17 protein-coding genes are annotated in these 24,200 nt (G+C 57.1%); 9 read left to right on the top strand and 8 right to left on the bottom strand.

What is annotated here, in order from left to right; translation table 11 throughout:
* Nucleotides 1–106: 106 nt before the first annotated feature.
* Both serS and CA51_RS03455 read right to left on the bottom strand, forming a co-directional pair.
* Nucleotides 107–1,381, bottom strand: a complete 1,275-nt coding sequence (serS, locus tag CA51_RS03460; RefSeq protein ID WP_145117830.1) for a serine--tRNA ligase — start codon at nucleotides 1,379–1,381, stop codon at nucleotides 107–109.
* Nucleotides 1,382–1,507: 126 nt separating this feature from the next.
* Complete coding sequence (locus tag CA51_RS03455) at nucleotides 1,508–2,878, bottom strand: dipeptidase (RefSeq protein ID WP_145117828.1); 1,371 nt, start codon at nucleotides 2,876–2,878, stop codon at nucleotides 1,508–1,510.
* A gap of 166 nt (nucleotides 2,879–3,044) precedes the next feature.
* Here CA51_RS03455 and CA51_RS03450 point away from each other — a divergent pair, with 166 nt between their 5' ends.
* Nucleotides 3,045–3,389: an ATP-dependent Clp protease adaptor ClpS gene (locus tag CA51_RS03450; RefSeq protein WP_145091509.1), complete on the top strand. Its 345-nt coding sequence runs from the start codon at nucleotides 3,045–3,047 to the stop codon at nucleotides 3,387–3,389.
* 134 nt (nucleotides 3,390–3,523) lie between these two features.
* Nucleotides 3,524–4,834, top strand: coding sequence for a tRNA (N(6)-L-threonylcarbamoyladenosine(37)-C(2))-methylthiotransferase MtaB (mtaB, locus tag CA51_RS03445; protein WP_145117826.1), 1,311 nt, complete (start codon nucleotides 3,524–3,526; stop codon nucleotides 4,832–4,834).
* Nucleotides 4,835–4,863: 29 nt separating this feature from the next.
* Here mtaB and CA51_RS03440 read toward each other — a convergent pair whose 3' ends face one another.
* Nucleotides 4,864–5,025, bottom strand: coding sequence for an H-X9-DG-CTERM domain-containing protein (locus CA51_RS03440; RefSeq protein ID WP_145117824.1), 162 nt, complete (start codon nucleotides 5,023–5,025; stop codon nucleotides 4,864–4,866).
* Nucleotides 5,026–5,547: 522 nt separating this feature from the next.
* Complete coding sequence (locus CA51_RS03435; RefSeq protein ID WP_338052332.1) at nucleotides 5,548–5,694, bottom strand: DUF1559 family PulG-like putative transporter; 147 nt, start codon at nucleotides 5,692–5,694, stop codon at nucleotides 5,548–5,550.
* A gap of 377 nt (nucleotides 5,695–6,071) precedes the next feature.
* Here CA51_RS03435 and CA51_RS03430 point away from each other — a divergent pair, with 377 nt between their 5' ends.
* The 4 genes from CA51_RS03430 to CA51_RS03415 all read left to right on the top strand — a co-directional run bounded on the left by CA51_RS03430 (nucleotide 6,072) and on the right by CA51_RS03415 (nucleotide 11,667).
* Nucleotides 6,072–7,649 (top strand): MraY family glycosyltransferase, encoded by a 1,578-nt coding sequence (locus CA51_RS03430; RefSeq protein ID WP_145117819.1) that lies wholly within the window; start codon nucleotides 6,072–6,074, stop codon nucleotides 7,647–7,649.
* Between the two features lie 140 nt (nucleotides 7,650–7,789).
* On the top strand, nucleotides 7,790–9,445 hold the full coding sequence (gene xrtU, locus CA51_RS03425) for an exosortase U (RefSeq protein ID WP_145117817.1): 1,656 nt from the start codon (nucleotides 7,790–7,792) through the stop codon (nucleotides 9,443–9,445).
* 171 nt (nucleotides 9,446–9,616) lie between these two features.
* The gene (locus CA51_RS03420) at nucleotides 9,617–10,954 is read left to right on the top strand and encodes a tetratricopeptide repeat protein (protein ID WP_145117815.1); all 1,338 of its coding nucleotides are present in this window, start codon (nucleotides 9,617–9,619) and stop codon (nucleotides 10,952–10,954) included.
* Between the two features lie 179 nt (nucleotides 10,955–11,133).
* Entirely contained in the window at nucleotides 11,134–11,667 is a 534-nt protein-coding gene (locus CA51_RS03415) for a peroxiredoxin (protein ID WP_145117813.1), read from the top strand.
* Nucleotides 11,668–11,673: 6 nt separating this feature from the next.
* Here the strand turns inward: CA51_RS03415 and CA51_RS03410 are convergent, their stop codons facing one another.
* Entirely contained in the window at nucleotides 11,674–12,945 is a 1,272-nt protein-coding gene (locus CA51_RS03410; protein WP_145117811.1) for an O-antigen ligase family protein, read from the bottom strand.
* Nucleotides 12,946–12,956: 11 nt separating this feature from the next.
* Nucleotides 12,957–14,627, bottom strand: coding sequence for a GumC family protein (locus CA51_RS03405; RefSeq protein ID WP_145117809.1), 1,671 nt, complete (start codon nucleotides 14,625–14,627; stop codon nucleotides 12,957–12,959).
* Between the two features lie 504 nt (nucleotides 14,628–15,131).
* Here CA51_RS03405 and CA51_RS03400 point away from each other — a divergent pair.
* The 3 genes from CA51_RS03400 to fliM all read left to right on the top strand — a co-directional run bounded on the left by CA51_RS03400 (nucleotide 15,132) and on the right by fliM (nucleotide 18,764).
* A complete protein-coding gene (locus CA51_RS03400) occupies nucleotides 15,132–16,178 on the top strand; it encodes a DUF1207 domain-containing protein (protein WP_145117806.1) in 1,047 nt (348 codons plus the stop codon).
* Nucleotides 16,179–16,326: 148 nt separating this feature from the next.
* Nucleotides 16,327–17,601, top strand: a complete 1,275-nt coding sequence (locus CA51_RS03395; protein ID WP_145117804.1) for a glutamate-5-semialdehyde dehydrogenase — start codon at nucleotides 16,327–16,329, stop codon at nucleotides 17,599–17,601.
* 86 nt (nucleotides 17,602–17,687) lie between these two features.
* Nucleotides 17,688–18,764 (top strand): flagellar motor switch protein FliM, encoded by a 1,077-nt coding sequence (fliM, locus tag CA51_RS03390; protein ID WP_145117802.1) that lies wholly within the window; start codon nucleotides 17,688–17,690, stop codon nucleotides 18,762–18,764.
* Nucleotides 18,765–18,921: 157 nt separating this feature from the next.
* Here the strand turns inward: fliM and CA51_RS03385 are convergent, their stop codons facing one another.
* Both CA51_RS03385 and CA51_RS03380 read right to left on the bottom strand, forming a co-directional pair.
* Entirely contained in the window at nucleotides 18,922–19,224 is a 303-nt protein-coding gene (locus tag CA51_RS03385; protein ID WP_145091479.1) for an HU family DNA-binding protein, read from the bottom strand.
* Nucleotides 19,225–19,520: 296 nt separating this feature from the next.
* A complete protein-coding gene (locus CA51_RS03380; protein ID WP_197451562.1) occupies nucleotides 19,521–24,131 on the bottom strand; it encodes an Ig-like domain-containing protein in 4,611 nt (1,536 codons plus the stop codon).
* Nucleotides 24,132–24,200: the final 69 nt, after the last annotated feature.

Here is a 24,200-nt window from a genome sequence, read left to right as displayed (position 1 = left end):
GTAACCTCGTCCACTACATCCCGCCGCTAATTCTTTCGACGGTCCGAGGCTCCTTCGTTGAACGGCATTGCCGTTAAACGATCTCTTTCGTGCGTGGGCCGATCGATCAACCGATCTTTTCTTTGCCGACCCAAGGCTGCAGGGCTTTGGGAACCGCGATCGATCCGTCGGCCTGCTGGTTATTTTCGATGATCGCAATCATCGCTCGGCCGGTTGCAAACGCTGTGCCGTTGAGCGTGTGGACGAAGTTCGTTCCCTTTTCGCCTTTGGTTTTGTAACGCACGTTCAAGCGGCGGGCTTGATAGTCGGTACAGTTACTTGTGCTTGTGACTTCGCCCCATTCACCCGCTTCGCCGCGACCGGGCATCCAGGCTTCGAGATCGTATTTGCGGTAAGCCGGTCCGCCGAGATCGCCACTGGCGGTGTCGACAATGCGGTAGGGAACCTCCAACGCGTCGAAGAGCTCGCATTCGGTCTGGCGCAACTCCTCGTGCATCGCATCGCTCTGCTCGGGGCTGGTGAACGCAAACATCTCGACCTTGGTGAACTGATGCACGCGATACAGACCTCGCGACGCACGCCCCGCAGCTCCCGCTTCGGTGCGGAAACAGTGGCTCAGCCCACACAGCTTGATCGGCAATTCTTCGAGATCGACCGTCTGGTCGGCGTACATTCCGCCCAACGTGATCTCGGCGGTGCCAACCAGGTGGAGATCCGAATTTTCGATGCTGTAGATCTGCGTCTCGGGACCACGCGGCGTGAAGCCGATTCCCTGCAGAACCGAAGTGGTCGCAAGATCAGGGGTGGTGACGGGGATGAAGCCCTTGGACATCAGATGGCGAATCGCAAATTGTTGCAACGCCAGATCCAACAGGACCGCATCGTTTTTGAGGAAGTAGAATCCCGAACCGGTCACGCGAGCGCCCGCTTCGAAATCGACAAGGTCCAGCGGTTGGGCGAGTTCCAAGTGATCCTTGACTGCGAAGTCGAACGTGCGGACCGCGGTCTTGCCAAAGCCGACTTCCTTCGCATCGTCTTCGCCACCGCTGGGAACATCGGGGTGAGTCATGTTCGGAATCGCCGAGATCAGCGCGAGAACTTCGGCATCGATCTCGTCGTGCTGCTTCTGCGCTGCGTCCTTCTTCTGACGCAAGTCACGCCCCTCGGCGATGAACTGCTGACGCTCGTCATTGTCCTTGGCCGATTTGATCTTCTTACTTACTTCATTCGCCAAGCGATTGAACTCTTGCGAATCGGTCAGCAACGTCTTGCGTTGAGCTTCCAGCGATACGATCCGCTGGACCTCGCAACTGACGCCGCGGCGCTCGCAATTGGCTTGAACCTGATCGGCGTGTTCGACAATAAATTTGCGGTCTAGCATCTGTCGTATTCGGGTAGATGGAATGAAGTGTGATCGTGGAAGAGTGGGCCGCAGCATCGCGGCCGCTCTCAGTTGAAGCCTGCTGGCGACGGCAAATCCGCGGCTATCAGCCGGTAATTTATTGGGCTACGACTTCGCAGCCAGTTCTTCCCAGAGGTAGGCGCTGGCGCGGATACCGCGATGGAAATCGGCTAAACAAAACTTTTCGTTCGGGCTATGTGCGTTGTCATCGTCCAATCCCCAGCCCAACAATAGGCATTCAGCCCCCAACTGTTCCTGGAATTCGGCGACGATCGGAATCGAGCCCCCTTCGCGAATCAAAAACGGCGTCACGCCGAAGGAACGCTGGATCGCCTGCTGGGCTGCCGCCATATAAGGACTGTCGATGCTGGCCAGCATGCCGCCGCCACCGTGTCCGATTTCCAAGCGGTGCCGCACGCCGGGAGGACAGATCGCAGCGATCCGTTCTTTGACAACCTCTGCGATCTTGTCGGGGTTTTGGTCGGGGACCAAGCGGCAGGTGAATTTGACCGACGCTGTCGAAGGGACGATCGTCTTGCCACCTTCGCCTTGATGCCCGGAGGTCAAACCGTTGATGTCGAGAGTCGGCCGAGCCCAACGCCGCTCGTTCGTCGTGAAGCCGGGCTCGCCCACCAGGGCGTCGACGCCGACTTGTTTGGCGAATCGGGATTCGTCAAACGGCAGCTTCGCCAATTGGGCTCGCTCCGCATCGGACAGTTCGCGGACGTCGTCGTAAAAGCCAGGGATCTGAATCTTTCCCTCGGCATCGATCAATTCGGACATCATCCGGCACAGAACATTGGCCGGATTGGCTAACGCGCCGCCGAAGGATCCCGAATGCAGGTCTCTGACAGGACCATCGACGTGCAATTCGAAAGCGATGATCCCGCGAAGGCCGTAGGTGATCGCAGGCTTGCCGTCGCCGAGCTGGCTGTTATCGCTGATCACAACGACGTCGCAAGCCAAACGTTCCGATTCAGTCTTGAGGAACTGTTGCAGGTTCTCGCTGCCAACTTCCTCTTCGCCTTCGATCAGATATTTGATCTGCAGCGGCAGTGGCTGGCCGGTTTCGCGCCAAGCGGCCAGACTTTGGATATGCGTTAGAACTTGCCCCTTGTCATCGGTAGCCCCCCGAGCGTAGATGTTGCCGTCGCGAACATCGGGTTCAAACGGGCCGGTCACCCACTTGTCCAGCGGCTCCACCGGCTGAACATCATAATGTCCGTAGACCAGGACGACGGGAGCGCCCGGCACTGGCGGCGTCTGGGCGTAGACCAAAGGATGCCCCTCGGTCGGGATCAACTCGACCTCGAGATCCAGCGAGCGGAACTTCTCGACAACCCAGTCGGCTGCGGCGTGGACATCTTGGGTATGCCGCGAATCGGAGCTGATACTGGGAATTTTCAACCAATCGATCAAATCGGATTGAAAATCAGCTTGGCGAGAGTGCAAAATAGTGTCTAGGTCTTTAGCCATTGCAGGGGCTGTCCGTTTTGTGCGCTCGCCGAGCGTGCGGCGAAAGCGACACGATGGCGAAATTATGGTGTTGGGCGACTTCTCAATCGCTACAATATATCGATGTTTCCGAGACCCGAAACGCCGGGTCTTGTTTTACAGGCTCACGCAGGAGCAATGACGAGCCATGACAAGCAAAAGCGCCGCAGCGGCGATACCTGAAGTAGAACAACAGGGAACGCGACCCAAGCCAAAACGGCAGCCGCGTTACAACGTCATCCTATGGAATGACGACGATCATTCGTATGAATACGTAATGATGATGATGAAAGAGCTGTTTCGCTATCCGATCGAAAAAGGCTTTCAAGTCGCCAAAGAGGTCGATCGCAGCGGGCGAGCGATCTGTTTGACGACGACCCGCGAACACGCCGAACTGAAACGCGATCAGATCCACGCGTTTGGCAAGGATTCGCTGATCGCTCGCTGCCAAGGGAGCATGTCGGCGACGATCGAACCGGTTCCCGGCGAATAATCGCCTCTCTCTTCGTCCTCCGGACTGCTTCGGAGGCTCTCTTGTTTCGCGATTGGGCGATCCCCTCTTTTCAAAGACTCCCGATCGCGGCGGTGCATCTTTACGAGCCGCGACGACCGTGGCACACTGGCACCATGTCTGCAAAGCTCAAAACCCATACGCTCGGCTGTAAAGTCAACCAATACGAAACCGAACTCGTGCGGCAGGGGCTGCAACGCGCCGGCTATCGCGATGCGGACAAAGACGAAGCCGCCGACGTGTGCGTGGTAAACACCTGCACGGTCACCGCCGAAGGGGACACGAAGAGCCGGCAGATCATTCGTCGGATGGCGCGGCAGAATCCCGATGCACGGATCGTCGTGATGGGATGTTACGCCACGCGGGCTCCCGAAGAGGTCCTTGCGCTGCCGGGAGTGTCTGAAGTCGTTACCGACAAGCGAGAGCTGCCCGATCTGCTGACGCGGTTTGGCGTGATCGATCTGCCGAACGGACTGGATGGCCACAGCGGCCGCAAGCGAGCGTATGTCAAAGTGCAAGACGGTTGCCTGTTGCGATGCAGTTATTGCATCATTCCCCAGGTCCGGCCCGAACTGACGAGCCGCCCGATGGAGCATATCGTCGAGGAAGTGGAGCGTCTTGTCGCCGGCGGATTCCGCGAAGTCGTGCTGACGGGAATCCACTTGGGCCATTACGGCGTCGACTGGAATCGCCAGCAACCGAAAGAGAAATGGATTCGCCTGGCTCACTTGGTCCAGCGATTGGCCGAATTGCCGGGCGAGTTCCGGATCCGTTTGAGCAGCATCGAGGCGACCGAGGTGACGCGTGAGCTGATCGAGATCATGCAGAGCTATCCGACGCGGATCGCACCTCATCTGCACCTGTGCCTTCAGAGTGGCAGCGACACGATCCTGCGAGCGATGCGACGCCGTTGGAGCACGCGGATGTTTTTGGACCGCTGTCAGATGTTGCGCGACGCACTGGACCACCCCGCGCTGACGACCGATGTGATCGTCGGCTTCCCTGGCGAAACCGAAGAGCATTTCCAGCAGACGTGCCAGACCAGCCGCGACGCAGGGTTTTCGAAGATCCACGTCTTTCCCTACAGCCCGCGACGGGGAACCCCCGCGGCTGAATACGCCGACCAAGTCGACAAACAGGTCAAACAGGAGCGGGTCGATCGGCTGTTGGCTCTGGAGGCGGAACTGCGAGCCGATTATTACCGCAGCCTCGTTGGGCGCGAGCTCGACGTGCTGGTCGAGGGATCGCAACCGATCGTCGATCTAGCGGCGGGGACGCCTCATTATGTTCATCGCGGCACATCGTGCCGGTACGCACCGGTCGAATTCCACAGCACCGATGCGAACCTGGAAAAGCAGCTAATCAAAGTCCAGGTGGCCGAAGCGAAAGATGATCGCGTGACAGGCCAGCGTCGCGAAGACGCCTGATCTTGGCCCACCTTCTTTGAGTCAACGCATCACAGCGAATCGGGGACCACTTCACCATCATTGCGGGTCCCCAAGGCCGACCAGACCTGCGGGTCGATCGTTTCGGCGAAGAACTTCACATGTCCATCGACCAACACCGCTTGGACACCGCCGCGATGACGACTGGAAAAGCAGAGTTCGCGTTCATCGATAGACCGTTCGGTCGTTCAATATAACGATACGCTGCTGGAACTCCTGCCGCCCCAGGCACAACCAACAAGGGCAGGGCAGCCCCCCGCAAGCGGAGGCAGCAGCAGGACAGCAATCGACCGTGAAGTTCAGCCTCCCAGTAATCGACACAGCACATTTCCGCTTCGCTGCCCTGGATCATCAGAGCCCCCCCTCATGTGACCGACCCGCGACCAACTCTGGCCAAGGATGTAACCGTCTGCATCTATAGGTGGCACATCAATTCTTGCGGGGCAGCGCCCGCTTCACGCGTTATAAGCCTGGAGGCTGACGCCAAGTAATTCGCAGGAACGCGATCGACAATGAAGTGGTCGGAACCATGCACGTCGGGGACTGAGACAAATCGAAGTATGCCTGCGAGGCGCGACGGAATCCCCCGCACCGAACCAACTGTTCAACGAACTGAAGTCCAGCTACTGGAGAGACGTTTGCCTGCCCCACGCATGGCGTGGATCCGCCGACGGAAAGCGGTTGCACGTGCCATGCTAACCGTGAAGTGCGAGGCCAAATTGCTTGAGATTGTTTTGGCACTTCATTCTGTGCGACGCTTCACGCGCCGCCTGGACAGTTGGCAGTAGTGGAGCGAGGAGAATCTCGGCGCTCACCACGGCCACCAACAATTCGACAAACATGTACCCCCGGGATGGATATCTCATCGTACTGGGCACCTAAAAAGACGTTAAAAACCCATGAAATTACAGAGATTTCCATCGCACCGCCCAAGCAGTTACACAGCGTCCTCCAAAGGTCACGATTTGAGGAATATCGCTCATAATTCATTGTCACATCTGGCGGCATTCGATAGGATCGAATGTCGATCACTCGATCGAAACGACAGCGATTACCAGTGCGAACGATTGTTCCGAAAGTACGGATTTTCGAATTCGCTCGATCGCATCGGGGCAAGTTCCAAGGCCAGTTTGTGACACTCTAGGCCGCTTTCGACTATTCTGGCATCGGGGCATCGAATGCTGTTCGATTCACAAAATCACACGGACAATAGCAACTCATGTTAACTCTCGCTTCCCTTTGCGGAACGATCGCCCTTTTTGCAGGTCTGTTGTTGGTTCCCGTGGTGAGAGCTTCGGCCCGCCGCGTTGGTCTTGTGGATCGGCCCGATCCGACACGCAAACTTCACGCGGGAGCAATTGCTCTCGGTGGCGGACTGGCTGTTTTTGCGGCTTCGCTAAGTGCCATCATCTTCACGCTACACACACTTGTCCCGGCGCTGCTCGGCACAGACGTGCATATCAGTTCCGGCTGGGCGACGTTGCTCTTGTGTGCCTTGTTGATCGTAATCCTCGGATTGGTCGACGATTGGTTAACGCTTCGCGGGCGGCAGAAACTGCTAGGTCAGATCATGATCGTAGCGTTGCTTGTCGGCGGCGGTTTGGTCGGTGAAGGAACTGTCATCAGACACGCAGACCTGCTGGGGCTTTCGATCGAATTGGGGATTTTTGCACTCCCGCTAACGATGCTTTGGCTGCTGGGTGCGATCAACGCACTGAATTTGGTCGACGGTGCCGATGGAGTCGCTTCGACAATTGGTTCCATCATCTGCGTGGGCCTTGCAGTGATCGCATTTTCCCGAGGCGAGGTTATCGAAGGCGTTGTCTCGATCGCGCTAGCCGGCGGACTGTTGGCATTCCTAGCATTTAACCGTCCTCCAGCGTCGATTTTCCTCGGCGACTCGGGAAGCATGATGATCGGATTGGTCGTCGGCACGTTGGCGATTTGGACGAGAACCAAAGAATCGACAGCGATCGCAGTGATCATCCCGCTTGCAGTTTTGTCGGTCCCGCTGTTCGATTCGTCGATCGCAATCCTACGCCGTGTACTGACCGGACGCAGCATCTATGCAGCCGATCGGGCGCACATGCATCACGTCTTAAAAGCCTATTTGGATTCCAAGGGGTACGCACAAGGCTGGATGCTTGTGATCGTAGCCATCCTGACTTTGATCCCAGTCTCTGGTGCTGTCGCAAGCGTGATCTACGGTGAACCAGCATACGCATTTTTAGCCACTGGCCTCGTTCTCGGCGGCATGGTACTGACAAAGTCGTTTGGACATGCGGAGCTTTCGCTCTTAGCGCAACGGTCGATCGGCTTTGGGACCTCGCTCCTGACTCGCAGCCAACACGCGGACGGAGTAGTGCGGCACACTTCGATCCGTCTGCAAGGTTCTCGGAACTGGGACGTTGCTTGGTCGACTTTGGTCGAATATGCCGAACAACACGACTTGTGGCAAATCAAACTAGACCTCAATGTCGCTTGGCTGCACGAGGGCTTTCATGGCGAATGGCAGCGTTCGAGACTGCCCGATCGTGCCACGCAGTGGAAGATTCGATTCCCGGTCGAGGTTGGCGATCGGCAGGTTGGCAGCATGGAAGTCGTGGGCCGCGGCGGTGGAATTGCAACTTACCAATTGATGGAAACGTTGCTGGAGTTGATAGTCGACTTGCAACCACATTTCGAATCGATTGTAAACGATGATCCTCGCGATACAGTCGCTGCGCCCGTTCGCAAACAAAGGCTAGAGCACCAAACTCCTACAAGGAAACTCAACCCAACTGCGGTTCAACCGTAGTATGGAAGCACGCTGCATTCTAACCGTAGACGAGCAGTATTTTAATTCATGAATAGTGGACGCTTTTCAAAGGTCCACTTTTGTGGTGACCGTTGCGAATCAGGGCATCGGCTTTTTGCATTTTAGCCGTTTACGAACGTATGAATCAGATTGCCGAGACAGTCGATCTGCCAACTCAATTGGCGAAGTTTGCCCGAGCTTATCGCTTTGAATTGCTGATCCTAATCTGCTTCACTCCGCTGGCCTTATTGCACTTCCGCAACCTTTGGCGCCACGATCACTACCAGTTCTTCCCGCTGATCCTACTGGTATTCCCTTATCTGCTTTGGACTTCGCAACAACCAGGGTTGCCGAGTTCAACCTCGCAACGATGGGAACAAGGCTTTACGCTAACCAGCTTACTGCTGCTAGCTGCTGCACTGTTCCTGTGGTCTCCCAATATCGCGATGATGGGAGCGGTATTTGCCGCTGGCAGCATCCTGCTGGCGATGCGGCGAACCGGAAAAATTGCCCGCTTCATGCCGCTCTGGATCGTGCTTTGGTTTCTTGTTCGGATGCCGGCCAATCTCGACACATCATTGATGCTTGCGTTGCAGTCATGGACCTCACGTGCCGCCAGCTTGCTGCTCGACGCACTGCGGATCGATCATGCACTCTTAGGCAACGTGATCTGGGCTGGACCGCAAAACTACTTTGTCGAAGAGGCATGCAGCGGAATCAATTCACTCTTCTCGCTGACTGCACTGGTTGCGGTCGCCTTGGTCTTAAGTCCCCGCCCTCTGGTGCACGCGGTGTTACTGATATTCGCTGCCGCCTTTTGGGCCTCGGTCGTCAACATCCTCCGCGTCGCGTTGCTCGTTCTGTTTAACGAACGGTTTCAGATCAACCTACTCGAAGGCACGCCGCACACAATATTTGGATTACTCGTGTTTGGATTTGCCGGCGCAATGTTAGTTGCGACCGACCAGTTTCTAATGGTGTTTCACCAATCGGAGCATATCGTCGATCTCGACGCAACAAAACGTCAAGCTAATGGGTTGCAACTCAATGCGCCACCCCTGAACAATGAACGATCCCATCCGACACCCGACAGTGCTCCTCTTCTAGTCGGCGAACACCGATTCGCCGCGATCGCCTCTCCACTGTTCATCGCGTTGTTACTGGGACAGTTCTATTCGCTTGTTGCCGGGGCAGGATATGCGGAACGCCAATCGTTGCCGCAGTCCAACGTCACCTTTGTCGCTACCGATCTGCCTCTCGCAATCGATGGTTGGAAACAATCAGGCTTTGAGGTACAGAAACGCGACGCCCTAAATTTCTTTGGGGAGCATAGTGCGATCTGGACCTACCGGCGGAACAATTACGAAGTCTTTGTATCGATCGATTACCCGTTCCGGCATTGGCACGAATTGATCATCTGCTACGAAAACCAAGGCAAAGAGCTCACATCTCGGAAGGTGTTGCCGAGCGACAATGAACTTCCTCCCATCGTGTACGCGGAACTAGCCAGCCGCTCGGGGCACACCAGCCTATTAGCTTTCTGCTTGTTCCGACGTTCAGGCGCCGCGTTGCAACCGCCCCCCGACACAAAGGGAGTTGCTGCCAACCTCCACGGCCGATTCAGTCGCATCCTCGATGCGGGAGAGAATTCTCACGAGCCAACATATCAAGTGCAAGTGCTGGCGCCGATTCTCAATGAGTCGGACCGCCTCTCGGATCAAGCGATTATCGATCTACACCAACAGGTGACTCGAACGCTTCGATCTTTAGTCGCCGCCAAAACGGGAGACCGCTGAGCGATGGAACCCGTTCGCAAAAACCGACAGCAGAAACGTCGCAACGCCTTCAACTTCGGAGCCTGGATTGCGTCGCGGCAATGGTCCAAACTGCTCCCCGCTGCACCAGCAGTGATCACAGCGTTGGCGATCGGAGGCGCATGCGTATGGACTCGCTCCAGGAGCCAATTCTTGCAACCGCGATATTTGAAGGCTTTGAGCACGGCTGTCGAGTCGGATCAAACCGAGGTTGCCGAGCGATACGCCAGTAAACTCGTGGCACTGGGGGCGGAAAACCGCCCCGAGGTCCAATGGATCCAGACAGTAATCGACTTGCGGGTGGGGCGGTTACAAAATGCTCAAGAGAAGCTGATCAAGCTGGCGCCCGCCGACGCTATCGGATATCCGTATGCTCACCTCTTTGTCGCCAAACAGATCGTCCAACGAAACAATATCGATCCGCAGACAGCAGCAAAGCTGAAGCATCACCTGATCGCCGCCTCTTCGATTTCCGCGGAGCGGCAGTGGACGGCGAGCACGCTGTCGAAGATCTATGTGGCGGAAAACGATCTAAAGTCGGCGACTCGGGAACTCGAAAAGGTTGTTCAAAGCAAGCCGGAAGTCTGGCTCTTGATCGCGAAGTTAAAGAAGCAACAAGGAGATGAGAAGGGCGAGCAGCAAGCCTTTGCAGCGGCTGCCACTCACTTTTCCGACCAGCTTAAAAACGATCCAAACGACAATAAGAACCGCTTGGCACTCGCGCAAGCAACCTTCCAAACCGAAGGCTTTCGAGCAACGGAAACCATCTTATTGGAAGGCCTGAAACGGAGTCCCGATGCCGCGGAATTCCGCTCGGCACTGGCATCTCTGTATGTGCAACATGCCGACGATCTTCGTGCCAAGAGCTCGTCGCAGAATCTAGAACTCAGCGGCGTGCTGGAATTGATCGAGCGAGCAATCCAACTGGTCCCCAATCACCCAATCGCTCTGCAACGGCTGATGCGATTCCTGGACGAAAGTGGAATCGCAGAAGACAAGGCGAGCCAAGTTTTGGGAAATCTACTCGCCAGCGGACAAGCCAACGCGTCGGTCCATCTATTAGTTGCGACGCGAGCGATGTTGACCGGCGACGATGCCACGGCGAAGGTTCATATGGATCTTGGCTATCAAAAGAATCCCAATCTGCCGGTCTTGCTGAACAACATGGCATGGCTGGTCGCTCGACAAGATCCTCCGCAATTAGACGCTGCGAAAAGCTATGCCGATCGAGCTCTGAATCTGGTTGGCAACAAAGGGGAAATCGCAAACCGATTCCGCGACACACGCGGCCACATCTTGGTGAAAATGGAACGTTGGGAAGAGGCGATCGCCGATCTGGAAACCGCCGTTCCCCAGCTCAACGATCGGGCGAAAGCAGATACGTTGCGAGCGCTCGCAAAAGCCTATCGCGCACTCGACCAAAACGAGATCGCCGCGGCTTACGAAAAACAGGCGTCGACGATTGGCCTCGACTCGCCCGCAATCGACTGACCACCAAGAACGGTTTAGGCGCCGAAGACTGCTGTGCTAGCGGCGGCGGCGTTCGGCAGCGACTCAAGCGAAAGCGAGCACTTCATAGCCCGGGCCGAATCGCGTTGATAGAATGGGGACGCTGGAGAACGCGCCCGAGTGTGGCGCGACAGCTTCATCTTCAAGAAGGTATCGAACGCATGAAAAAAGTATACGTATTGGGAGCGATGCTGTTGGCGTCGCTGCTGCTGATGTCCGGCACGGCGCGAGCTGAAGTCAAAGTTGGCGACGACGTCCCCGAATTCAAACTGGTCGGCAGCGACGGCAAGACTTACACCAGCGAGCAGTTTAAAGGGAAGCAGGCGATTGTGATCGCGTGGTTCCCCAAAGCCTTCACCGGTGGCTGCACCAAGGAGTGCAAGTCGATGCGAGAAGCTGGCGAAACCTTGAAGCAATTCGAAGTCGCCTACTTCACCGCCAGCTGTGACGACGTCAAGAAGAACATGGACTTTGCCGCCAGCTTGGACCTGGATTATCCAATCTTAAGCGATCCTGACAAATCGTTTGCCAAGGCGTTGGGCTGCTTGAGCCCGCGAGGCGTTTCGAGTCGTTGGACCTACTACATCGGCAAAGATGGAAAGATTCTACACATTGACAAGAGTGTCAAAACAGCTTCGCATGGCGCCGACATCGCGGCCCAAATGGAAAAGCTAGGGATTGCGAAAAAGAACTGATCGCAATCACAAGGTCTCGGGCTGTGGCGGATCAAACTTCATATCGAGTTGCCGCCACAGCAGTGCCGAAAACCAGATCAAGACCGCAGCCGACGGAACTGCGGCGAACAACAATCCGTCGATCAAGCCGCCCGCCAAGATAACAGCCACCAAGCCGTCGACTTCGTAACGCGGATCGTGATAGATCGCATAGACGAAGTAGAGGACCATCGACAACAGCGTCATGCCTCCGATCACTCCCGTGTTCAAGCACATGTTGAGCACGATGTTGTGACAATGGTAGCTGTACTTTTCCATCACGAACCGGGCGGTCATATAGCCGTAACCGTGCAGCGGCTGTTCGCCGATCCGCTGAATTGCATACGCCCAAATATCGGTTCGCCCGGTTGCGGTTGTCAGTTCATCGGCGGTCCCCGATTTGGACAACTTCTCTAAAGCGTCGCCGACCAGCCAATCAAATCCGCCGGTTCCTGCAACGACAAAGATCGGCGGGATCGCGAGGATCGCCAACAGCAGCGTTGCAATCACCGTCTGCTGCGTGAACAGTTCCTTGCGATAGACAACCAGCAGCCCGACAAGCGTGATCCCCATCGATGTGCGGCTGAAACAGACAACTAGCGTCACCAAGCTCAACAGCATCGCAGGAACCACGATGAGGTAGCTCAGCCGTCGACCATACCCGAGCACTGCAAACAGAACCGTTGTAAACGCACTGTACAGTCCCAGTTCGTTGGGGTGACCGAGCCCGCCCATCCGCTCGAGGACTTCGGTTTGTGTGATCTGCTCTTTGAAGATTCCGATTTCGGGAAAGACAAGATACGCGATCCACGAACCGACAATGAAGGTCATCAAACCGGCGGCGACGATCATCAAATAGCGATAGCCACCCAGGATCTGCATCGCGGCAGGAATCAACATCGCGACCGCCCCGAGCGAAACGTAGGCCGCCAGCGAATAGGTACGGTCGACCGAAAACGGCAGCGTCACACCGATCCAAGCGATCAACAGCGTGATCAGAAAACCGGGGAAGGTCAAAAAGGCTCGGTAGGATTTGGAGACCAGCAAGATCCCCGTACCGCCACAAACTGCACAGATCAGCAAGCGGAGATAGATCTGCCAGTGAACACTGAACTCCTCCCCGGTATCGCCGCGAAAATCGGCGGCGTTGAGGAACACAACAGCAAAGACCAGCGACGCCACAAACGATGTGACCAGCCGGCTGGAACCGCTCGTCGCGACAGGGCGTTCATCAACCCGAGAGTATGCAACAGTTGCCATCGAGCGGTTTATCAATCGTTGTGAGGATGGTCGTCGTGATTCTGCTCACCGTCGGAATGGTGATTGTCACCAACTTCCGACTCGGCCGCCTCGATAACGCGATTCTCGCCCGGCTCCGATGCCACGCGATCGGTAGCTCGGGATTCGATTTGAGCCAACCGTTGATCGAGCTTGGCATAGTCATCATCGACGCCGCGAAAGCGATCGCTGGCGACAGCCACAAAGACGCCACACAACATCGACATCAAGAACCCCAACGCGCCCAACAGACTTCGTTTGGGACTCACATGTTTCATCACAAACGATGGTTTTTGAACGATCGAAACATTCGAGATCGCCTCTTGATCCAACGCGTTGTTGATTCGCGATTCCTCTAACTTCTGAGCGTAGATGCGGTGATTGTTATCGGCGATACGGATCCTGCGGCGGAGTTCCGACGAGGTGAGTTCAAACGAGTTCACCTTCTGTAGTTCTTCGTTCAACTCCTGCTCGACCATTCGCAACGCATCGACTTTGGCTTCGAGCCCAGCGATCCGCGACTTTTCGGTCAGCAGCGATTTATGGACGTCCTGACGAACGGGATTGACCGACATCACATTGTGCTCCCGCTCCTTCTCCTGCGAGGCGAGAATCGTCTTGGAATCGTTTAGCTGTTGCCGCAGGGTGACAAGTTTCGGATGGACCGATTTATATTTCGAGGCAAGATCCTTTTCGCGGATCTCCAATTCGTACAACCGATCGCGCATCTTATCGTTCGCTTCGTTCGCGATCCCGCGAGTCGTCTCGGTTGCCATCTCCTCGGGCAAGCGTTCCATGTCGGCCATCAAATCCAACAGACTCGCCCTTGCTGAAAACAGTTCGGCGCTGGCGTTGATAATCTCTTTTTGAACGCTCGTCACCTGCTCCTGCAACGATTGCTGCTTGCCTTCGATCGTGATCACGACCATATCGTTTTTGGCCTCGCGCATGGCGTCTTCGTAATCGCTAACCATCCGCTCGTGCTCGGCAAAATTCTCCTCGAAGAACTTGTACGAACCGGGAGACTTGTAGGCATCCAGATGCATCCGGTTATGACTTTCCAGGAACTTAGTCGTTAGGTCTTGCGCCAACTGGGGCGTGCGAGCGCGACACACGACGGTGATCGTCGTCGACTTCTTCGGAGAGTTGATCTTTGTGTTTTTGATCACGTAGCGAACAGCCGATTCAAATCGCTCCTGCTGCTCGATTTGTTCCGGCGTCATCTCTCCCATCTCGCCCGTCTCGGCGACTGCAACGGGCATTTCGGGCATCATCGCGGAGACCCGATCGACCATCTGTTCGATCCAGGAGTGCTTTTCCAGGATCCGATCGGCTCCGACCGCGTTGACCACATCCTCCGCCAACTGGCGACTCTGCAACATATCGGTGATCGAATTGATCTCCGATTCTCGCGACTCTTGAATTGAGATCGTTTGACCGGTGGTGGCGGTCGTGTCCATCGTCACGCTACCGCGCCCCAACCGAACGAACATCTTCGCTTCGGATTCATACTTTTTGGGAAACAGCACAATGGCCACTAACGACAGAGCTAGCACCAACAGAAAGGTGAACGCAGCGCGCCAGCGATATTCGAGGACCGCGGCAAAGATATCAAATAGTGTTAGTGGACTATCAGCAGCCGTATTTCGGCGTCTTCGTGCCATCGGAAAGCGTCCTAGCCCCACCCGGATGGGTAGGTTGCAAAGAGTTGACTCGGAGAATCAAAAGCAATTTGATCGATTGTTCACAATAAACACGCGAATGCTTCGTGCTTCGCTAACCGCCAAAGATCGACCCAACTTCCTAATGGTGGGTTCCAGTTTGATAGATCAATCCGATTAATTCAACGGTTGAATTTTGCTTGCCCCCCTAAAACGTTGGGCATTTCTGCTGTGGCGGCGAATCGATGCCAATTTCAACCACCCCCAGCGTGGTGGCGCAACGGCGTTCAGCAAGCAAGTTGAGAGACGATTTCCGAAGCTGTCGCTAGCGTGCGACTCATCTGGCCCCGAAACGTCAAAATCTCTAAATATGGAATTTTGAGTGGAGAAACGCCCGATCTGTGCCGACGGCGGCTCGAGATCCTAGGCGGGCACCGATCCTGAAGAGGGTTCTCTTTCAGTGACTGGCAGTTCGGAAAATCATCGATTTATGGAAGCACCGGCAGCATGAACGTAGATCGACATCGTTGCGCGATTGCGTTGTGGATGGCCGTGCTCTGCTGCGACGCGGCGATCGCTCAGCGAGTCGCTTCGCTAACGCCCACGACAAGCCAGTCGCTCCCCACGCCCGGTGCGATCACCGCGGCGCTAAACGACTCGCCAACGCTGTCGTTCGATCCCTACCAAACCTCTCCGCCCCAGACGCAGGTCGCGGGACTCCCGCCGCTGCCATTGGCCCCGCTGCCGTTTGCTCCCCAGACGCTGCAACCGCTGGGAATGTCGCCCCAATCCACAGTCTGGCAGTGGCAACTGTTGCCGAAGGATTCGATCTATCCCGTCTATTTGGCCGACGAAAAGGCGTCGCGTCTGGCAGGCCGGTTCACGCGTCCCGAGGGTGACAACCTGCTGCTCGATGGAACGTTGGGCGGCCGGTTTGGCCTGTTTCGATTTGGCGATCGTTCCAACGGTCCGTTTCGTCACGGGATGCAATTGGATATCGAAGGTTCGGCGCAGGTGCGGTTGGACATGGAGGAGGAGGCTGACGTCCGTTCGGTCGACTTCCGCGCCGGCGTGCCGCTGTCCTTTGGATTTGGACGCTGGCAAACTCGCGTTGGATATTACCACTTGAGCTCGCACACAGGCGATGAGTTCCTACTGAAAAACCCCGACCACGATCGTTTGAACTTTTCCCGCGACGTGCTGTTCGCCGGAGCTGCTTTTTGGATCACCGAGCGGCTGCGGACCTATGGCGAAGTCGGCTGGGCGTTTTATTCGGACGTCAGCGAGCAGTGGGAGTTCATGTTTGGCATCGAATTCATGCCAACAGCCCCCACCGGTTGGCGAGGAGCTCCGTTCGCCGCCGCTCACGCCCATCTCCGAGAAGAACTCGACTACGGCGGCAGCCTGACGCTACAGGCGGGTTGGGCGTGGCGAGGCCGCGACGGGGCGTTGCTGCGGCTGGGCGTCGATTTTTACGAAGGCAAGAGCCAGCAATGGTCATTCTACGATAGCTACGAACCCCTGATCGGATTTGGATTGTGGTACGACTATTGATCCCACGTTCCGATCGCGTTGACCAATCCCAAGGACTGACAGATACTGACGTCAGGTGATTCGATGCGGCACCGCCTGCCGCGGACCTGATCCGATCCCGACACGAACACTTCGAACCGCCTTTGATTGCTGGAGCATCCCGCGTCTGATGACCACTGCCGAAACACCTTCCCTGAAATCTTATTGCCTGGATGTTGCCGAGCGCGCCCATCGTGCGTCGCGCCAGCTGTCGACGTTGAGCACCGAAGTTAAAAACCGCTGGTTGCTGCAATCTGCCGACGCGCTGCTTCAACACGAAGCGGAGATCCAAAAAACAAACACTCTCGATTTGCAAGCTGCAGCGGGGTTTGGCTTGACCGACGCGGAAGTCGATCGGCTGCGGCTGACCAGCGACCGGATCGCGGCGATCGCCAAGGGGCTCCGCGAAATCGCTGCCTTGCCCGATCCGATCGGCCAGGTGATCGAAGGCTTTCGCCGTCCCAATGGCCTTCAAATTATCAAGCGCCGGGTACCGCTGGGCGTCGTCTTTTTCATCTACGAAAGTCGTCCCAACGTGACCGCCGACGCGGCTGCGATCTGCGTCAAAAGCGGCAATGCGGTGATCTTGCGAGGCGGCAAAGAGGCGGCGCATTCGAGCGCGGCGATCGTGGAGATCCTCAACAAAACCGCGGCCGAAGTCGGTCTGCCAGCCGACGCGGTGCAGTTGGTCAGCACCGCCGATCGCGACGCGGTCGGCCACTTCCTCGGGATGCACGAACTGATCGACGTCACGATCCCGCGCGGCGGCGAGAGCTTGATTCGCCGCGTTGCTAGCGAAGCGACGATGCCCGTGATCAAACACTACGACGGCAACTGTCACGTTTACGTCGACCGCGATGCGAACCTCGATCAGGCGGTCGAGATCGCTGTCAATTCGAAATGCCACCGCATGGGCGTCTGTAACGCCTGTGAATCGCTGCTGGTCCACCGCGACGTCGCAGATGCCTTCCTGCCGCAGATCGCTGCAGCGTTGGCTCAGCACGACGTGGAGATCGTTGGCGACCCGCAGACCTGCCAGCGAGTCCCCGCAGCGTCGGCAGCGACCGAAGCCGACTGGAGCACCGAATACCTGGGCCCCAAGATCAGCGTCCGCGTAGTCGACGACCTGGAATCGGCGATCGAACACATCAACCGCTACGGTTCGCATCACACCGACGCGATCGTAACGAAGGACCTCGCCGCGTCGGAGCGGTTTACCGATGCGATCGACAGCGCCGCGGTAATGGTCAACGCGAGCACTCGATTCAACGATGGCGGCGAATTTGGACTCGGCGCCGAGATCGGCATCTCGACCGATAAATTTCATGCCCGTGGGCCGTGCGGGTTGACCGAGTTGACCAGCTACAAATATGTGGTCAACGGCCAGGGACAGGTCCGCAGCTGAGCCATCGCTCGCGAGGGAAGCGAGCGGCAGCAGCGTGAACCAACCGGAGCACCAGCGGAAGACTTTATCAGCCAAGGAAGGCGACTATGTCCGACGAAATACTCAGCCAGAATCAAGTCGAAGACCTGATCCGCGCGATGGAATCCGAAGGGGCCAGCCAGCCCGCTCCGAAGCCGGCGGCAAGTTCCACAGCCAACGCGATCCCGCGTTCGGCGGCGTCGGCATCGCGGGTCAACGATCCGCGCTTGCGACCGATGAACTACGACTTCAAACGCCCCGAACGCGTCGGTAAGGAGCTGATGGGGGCGATGCGGTCGTTGCACGAAGGACTCGGGCGAGCCTTCAACGCGAAGCTCTCAGGGCTGTTGCGTAGCATCACCGAAGTCAAGCTGGTCAGCGCCGACCAACTGACGTACAGCGAATTCGTCTACAGCCTCGATACCCCGACCTGCTTCTGCGTGCTCGACGTTAAACCGCTGGAGGGCAATTGGATCCTCGACATCGCGCCGGCGCTCTCCTTTGCCGTCGTCGACCGGATGCTCGGCGGCGATCCTCAGCCGAACGAGATGCCCAATCGGGCGCTGACCGAGATCGAACATCGCTTGATGGCTCGGGTCACCCAGCTGTTTCTCGACGGCATGCAATCGACGTGGCAAAACGTCGTCGAAATGGAACCGACGCTGCGATCGATCGAAAGCAATCCGCAACTGGTTCAAATCGTGCCTCCCAACGAAGTGATCGTCTTGATCTGCTTCGAGGTCACGATGGGGAAGAACCGCGGGATGATGAATCTATGCATCCCCTACAACACGATCGAACGCTTCAGCAGCCAACTGTCGAGCAAAGGCTGGGGCGGCTACTCCAGCAATCCAGCGACGCCCGAGTCGAAGCAGGCTCTCGAGACGCAGCTCGATTCGGCCCTAGTCGAACTGACGGTAACTCTCGCGCGATCGAAGATCAAAACCGGCGACCTGTTGAACATGGACGTCGGCGACGTGATCACCACCGAACACCTGATCGACAAACCGCTGGAAGTTGCGATTCAGAGCGTCCCTAAATTCAAAGCGACGATCGGAGCGTTGAAGGGCAAAAAAGCTGTCCGGATCCGCGATCACATCGACATGCGTCCCAAGCCGCCCGCGACCGAAGCGGCGAAGTCGTAGCAATCTCGCAGCGGAAGTGCCGTGAGCTGGTGGAATCGCCGGCGGGCGTGAGAGCGTGTTCCGCGACGGCGCCGTCGGCAGGGCCCACTGTGTACGAAAAAAGCCAACACCGCGGGACGATGTTGGCTTTTTATTTCGAGCTAAGGAACGATCAAACTTAGATCATTTCCTTCAACGCCTTCAACGGGCGAATGGTGACCTTCTTGGATGCTGGCTTTGGTTGCAACCAGATCTCTTCGCCGGTCGCTGGGTTGCGGCCTTTGCGCTTTGGCTTGGCTGGGGTCTCACGAACCGTGACCTTGCAAAGACCAGGGATGGTGAACTGACCAGGGCCTTGGACAGCGGTGGCAACTTCAGCGCTCAGAGCGTCGAAAACCGCAGCGATGTCTTTCTTCGTCAACTGAGTCGACTCGGCGATTGCATTGAAGATTTCTGTCTTGGTTGGAGCTTTTCCTACCATGAATGGTCCTTTCTATCGGTAGAAGGTGTTTAAGTACGTTTCGTAGTGTTTGCTACCTTTACGGCGAATTGGCAAAGATTACGTCGGAAAGTCCTGTTTCCGCAAGTCGCCGCGTCACGGAAACCCTGCATTTTCCAGGTTTTTAGCAATTGAGACGGCCGATTAGGAGGAGATCGACGCCACTGCGAACCTCGCCCCACCCCACAGAGGGGATGTTTGCGGTAAACGGACGCAGGGCTTGGATTCTGCGGGATTTTTGCTCCCGCCGTCGGCGCGAGGCAGCAATTGCCCCTCGACTAGCTCAAATCACCCAACTGGGCAAACACGATGTCGCTGGCGACGGTCTCGTCATCCTCGTCGTCGTCTTCTCCGGGCACGTCGCCGGCAAACTGAGAATCGGCCTGCTGATCGCCCCAAACATCGGCTGAACCCAACGGCAGGACCATCGCCGAACTCGACGCCTCTCCCTCGGCAAAGACCGCCGCGGCGGTTCCGCTAGCCGACGACGAACTGCTAACGGGCGTGAATTCAGTAGCCGCTGGCGCGTTGATCCGAAGCAGCATGAAATCGCCCTCTTGGCCACGCATATCGACATCGTCCGAATCGACGTCGAGCGCCGAGGAGGCCAGACCGTTGGAGACGGTAGCCGTGACGATCACCTGAGACCCGTCGTCGCTCAACACAACCTTCGGATCGGTCAGGCCCGAAGCCAAGTTGGAGACCTGCAGGTTAATGCCGGGAGTATCACCCTCTTGGACAACCGCCAATACGACGTTCTCCCGCGATGTGCTGCCGAACCAATCGCGGAGCGCGATATAAGACGGATGCATCGCGCCGATCTCGATCGCCGGTGCGGTGTAATCGCCATCGTCCATGTCCGATTCGATCGCGAAGACTTGGTCTTGTTCGGCACCGATCAAGAACGGAATCGCCGGAACCGTCAACGTGTAGCTGCCCGGTGCTTGATCGGCAAAGGTGAACGTGCCGGCGGCATCGACCGTCACGGTTGCGTTGACAGCGTTGCCGAATTCGTCGGTGCCGCTCAGGATCACATCGAACCCAAACGTGTTCAAGAATGTGCTATCGATCGTAAAGTTGAAGTCGCGTGGCACGTAATCGAGCACGTTCACTGTTACTGTCGCTGTCGCTTGGCCGCCATTGCCGTCGGCGATCTGATAGGTGAACGTCTCGTTTCCAGTGAACGTTCCGTTGGGTGTGTAGACCAGCGACAGCTTATCGCTGCTGATCGTCACCGTGCCGGTCAGATTCGCGGTGTTGATCGATTCGATGGTCAGCGTTTCGTTGGTATCGACGCCGATCGTATCGTTGTCGAGCACCGACAGCGTCTTAGCGCCACCCGATTTCCCAACGCTAAACGAATCGTCGACCGCTACGGGAGGATCGTTGACGCCATCGACATTAAAGGTGATCGTTCCGGTCCCCGTATCGCCATCGCCACTGAGGATCGTGTAGACGACGGTCTCGGTGCCGAAGAAGTTGGCGGCGGGTTTGTACTGAACCTGGCCATCGCTGGTGATCAACGCCGTTCCGCCGTGCGAAGTCGAAACGATCGATTGCAACGAGATGCTCGCCTCATCGGGATTCGCTGCCCGATCGCCTGTCAAAACATCAAACGACGTCGCAGCAGCATCTTCGAGGACGGTAAAGGTATGCGTCCCGGTGCTCAATGCAGAGACGTTGACAGTCACCGTGGCGGTGCTGGTCAGCCCGCCGGTCGTCCGATCGCTGATCGTGTAGTTGAAGGTTTCGGTGCCAGAGAAATTAGCGGCGGGCGTGTACTGAATGTAGCTACCGCCCGAGGCGATCGTAACCGTTCCGCCGTGGCTGGTTGTGCCAACCGAAATGATTCGCAGCGTTTCGTTCTCGTCGGGCGAGATCGTATCGTTGTCCAAAACTTCCAGCACATTGCCGGTACTGCCCCGGTTGATGTCGCTGAAAGTATCGGCGACAGCGTTTGGCGGATCGTTGACAGGTTGCAAGCCGACCGAAACCGTCACGGTTTGGCTGGATCCGTTCTGATCTTCGACCGTATAGGTGAACTCGTCGGCTCCGTTGATATTGGCCCCGGGAGTGTACGACAGCGATTGTCCATTCCCGACGATCGAAACCGTACCGCCGTTGACCGGAGTGCTGGTGCTGACGATCGTCAATGTCGTTCCGGAAACCAACAACTGGTCGTTGCTCAGAACGTCCATCGCGTTGTTGGAACTATCTTCATCGAAGTTGAAGATGTCGTCGGCGGCGCTGAAGGTAGAGACGATGTTGATCGACGCGTTGCCGAAGTTGACCTTCGATGGATCGAGTTCGTCGTCGCTGCCGTGGACCAGAACCTCGGTTCCGTTTCCGTCAGCCGGATCGCCGGTGAAGACAAGCGTTCCCGCACTCAAGGCGCGGAAATGGATCGAGACCAAGCCAGCTTGCAGGCCGGGAGGACTTGTCGAGAACGCTCCCAATTCATCGATCAAACCAGGCGTCGCCGCCGAACCGCGTCGCGAGTCGCGGAAGCTGTTGGTGAACGTAAAGGGCGAATCGGCGATCTCATCGTCGGTGTCGTCGACATCGATTACTAGATTGTTCCCAACCGGTTCCGCCAAATTTTGGTCGTACAGAATGTCCAAGTAGGCTGTCGCGACACCTTTGAGCGATTCGAACAACCGTTCGTCGATCGCGGTGATGTTCAGCAGGAACTCGTCCCCCGGCTTCAACTGGGTGATCGCGTTGCCATCGAGATCGGTGAAGGACATGTCCAACGTCACCGTCGCTTCTTCGCCGACGTTCAGATTGAACTGGTTGTCGCGACTGTTTCCCGCTCGATCCGAAGTCGTTACCGTAAACGACTGATCGCCAACCTGAGCGGTTGTGGGAGTCCAGGAAACGACGCCGGTCTGCGCGTTGATCGTCATCCCCGCAGGCCCGTTGGCCAGCGAGTAGACGAGTCCGTTGCCTTCTTCAACGTGTCCAAGATCCAAGGTATAAAGCGATCCGGCGATCGCTTGTGAGGCGATCTGCGTGCTGAGTGCCGCGGGAGCCGACGAGTCGTAGACGACGGTGATCGGAGTGGTCGCCGCGCTGGTCGTCCCGCCGCTGGTCTGCCGCGCCGAGATCGAATAGGTGCCGTTGCCGTTGGCCGCCAATTCAGTCGTCGTGATCTGAGTCGTCGTGCCGGTGGCGACAGCCGATCCGATCACCGTGGTGCCCGACAACAGTTCGACGGTCGAACCGGCTGTGGTTCCGGTGATCGTGAACGTCGGATTGGTGCTGCTGGTGATTCCGTCGCTATTGCTGACGCCGGTATCGCTTGCCGCATCGAGACTAACACCCTGTAACGCCGACGCTTGCACCGTCACGCTGAGGGTCTGCAGATCGAAGGATGTCGAATCGGCAGTGGTCACGGTGCTGCTGGCCGCTTTGACACCAACCATCACGTCGAACGTACCGACAAAACCGGCGGGCGGCGTCACGGTGACTTCCCCTGTCGATTGGTTGACCGACGTAGTGTAGCCGACGGTGCCGACGTTAAACGCAGCGTAGGTGACCGCGTCCCCTTCGACATCGCTGCTGGACAATTGGATCGTGGCGGGCTGTACAGCGGTCGTGGCAACGTCGCTCAGATCACCCAGGAACGGCTTGCCGTTGGAGTTCAGTTGATTGTCGGCGGTCACGTTCACCGTGATCACTTCCGACGTTTGGTTCCCGTCGCTGTCGGTGACCGTGATCGTAACGCTCACCGGGCCGGTCCCGTTGCCGGTCGGCTTCAGCATGACAACCGAGTTTTCGTTGTCGGTGAAGATCGACGCTTCTTCGATCGTGATCTGTCCAAAAGCGTTTGCGAACGCGGTGGTCAGCCGGCCGCTGCTGTCGGTCGGCACCTCGCTGATCGCTTCGCGAACCGCTTCTCCTTCGACCAATTGACCGAAGATCGAGTGATTGAAATCGAGGTGGCGTGAGTCCCCTTCGGTGATGAAGAACTGCGAATCGTTGGTGTCGTCGGTGGTCTTGGCGTACGACAGGATGCCCGTCGCGTTGTGCTGCAGATCCTCGTGGAATTGATCGTCGAAGTCGGGCAGGTCCGAACCGCCAGAGCCCAGACCTAAGGGATCGCCAGCCTGCAGGACAAAATCGTCCAAGATGCGATGGAACGTGATCCCGTCGTAAAATCCGTCCTCGGTCAATTCGATGATCCGCGACGTCGGCCGCTCGGCCCGCTGTTCGTACAACTCGAAGACCATCTCGCCATAATCGGCGATCTTCAGCCGCCAGCTGCGATTGCCGCTGACCACCGACGCCTCCAACAGATTCGGATCCGAACTGCTGACAGTTACCGTCAACGGTTGTTCATCGGGATCGTAAGCGTCGATTGGGACATGCAGCGGAGAACCGATGCCAACGCTCTGGTTGCCGACGGGAACAAAGCTGGGAGTTTCTCCCTGAGGGATCGCGATGCCACTGCGTTGCGAGATATCGGCCAGCGACAGAACCCCTTCGACCTCGGTTCCGTCCTGGAATCGCCAAGTTGGGAAACTGGAGATCCCTTCGGCGGTGCCGGTCGCATTGAGGCTGTGATCGGGATTGGTGACTTCGACAAACGGAAGATAGTTCTGCCCGTCCTCGAACAACTCTTTCTGCTCGGTGCAGTTCGGGCACCAAGCCGCTCCGAAGAAGACGACTCCGCCATCGGAGAGGGCTTTGGCAAAGGCGACAAGATCGGGCGCCGCTTCGCCTTCGGGAGTTACTTCCCCCTCGGCAGCGGTCGTCGACATCATCGCATACTGAACCGTTTCGTCGCTGGCTGGAGCGATCGGTGGCAGCAGATCGACGTCACCCGCCAACAACTGACGATGCTCCAAAGGTTCCAGCCGCAGAAACCGCGAACCGTTGTTACGCATATCGGATTGCCCAATCAGGGTGCGAATCCAGCGTCGTAAACGAGACTTATTCTGTGGCTTTCGGAGTTC

It is taken from the genome of Rosistilla oblonga (assembly GCF_007751715.1).
Taxonomy (GTDB): Bacteria; Planctomycetota; Planctomycetia; order Pirellulales; family Pirellulaceae; genus Rosistilla; species Rosistilla oblonga.
Note: the sequence above shows the minus strand (reverse complement) of the source record. Positions and strands in the feature narration are given on the sequence as shown.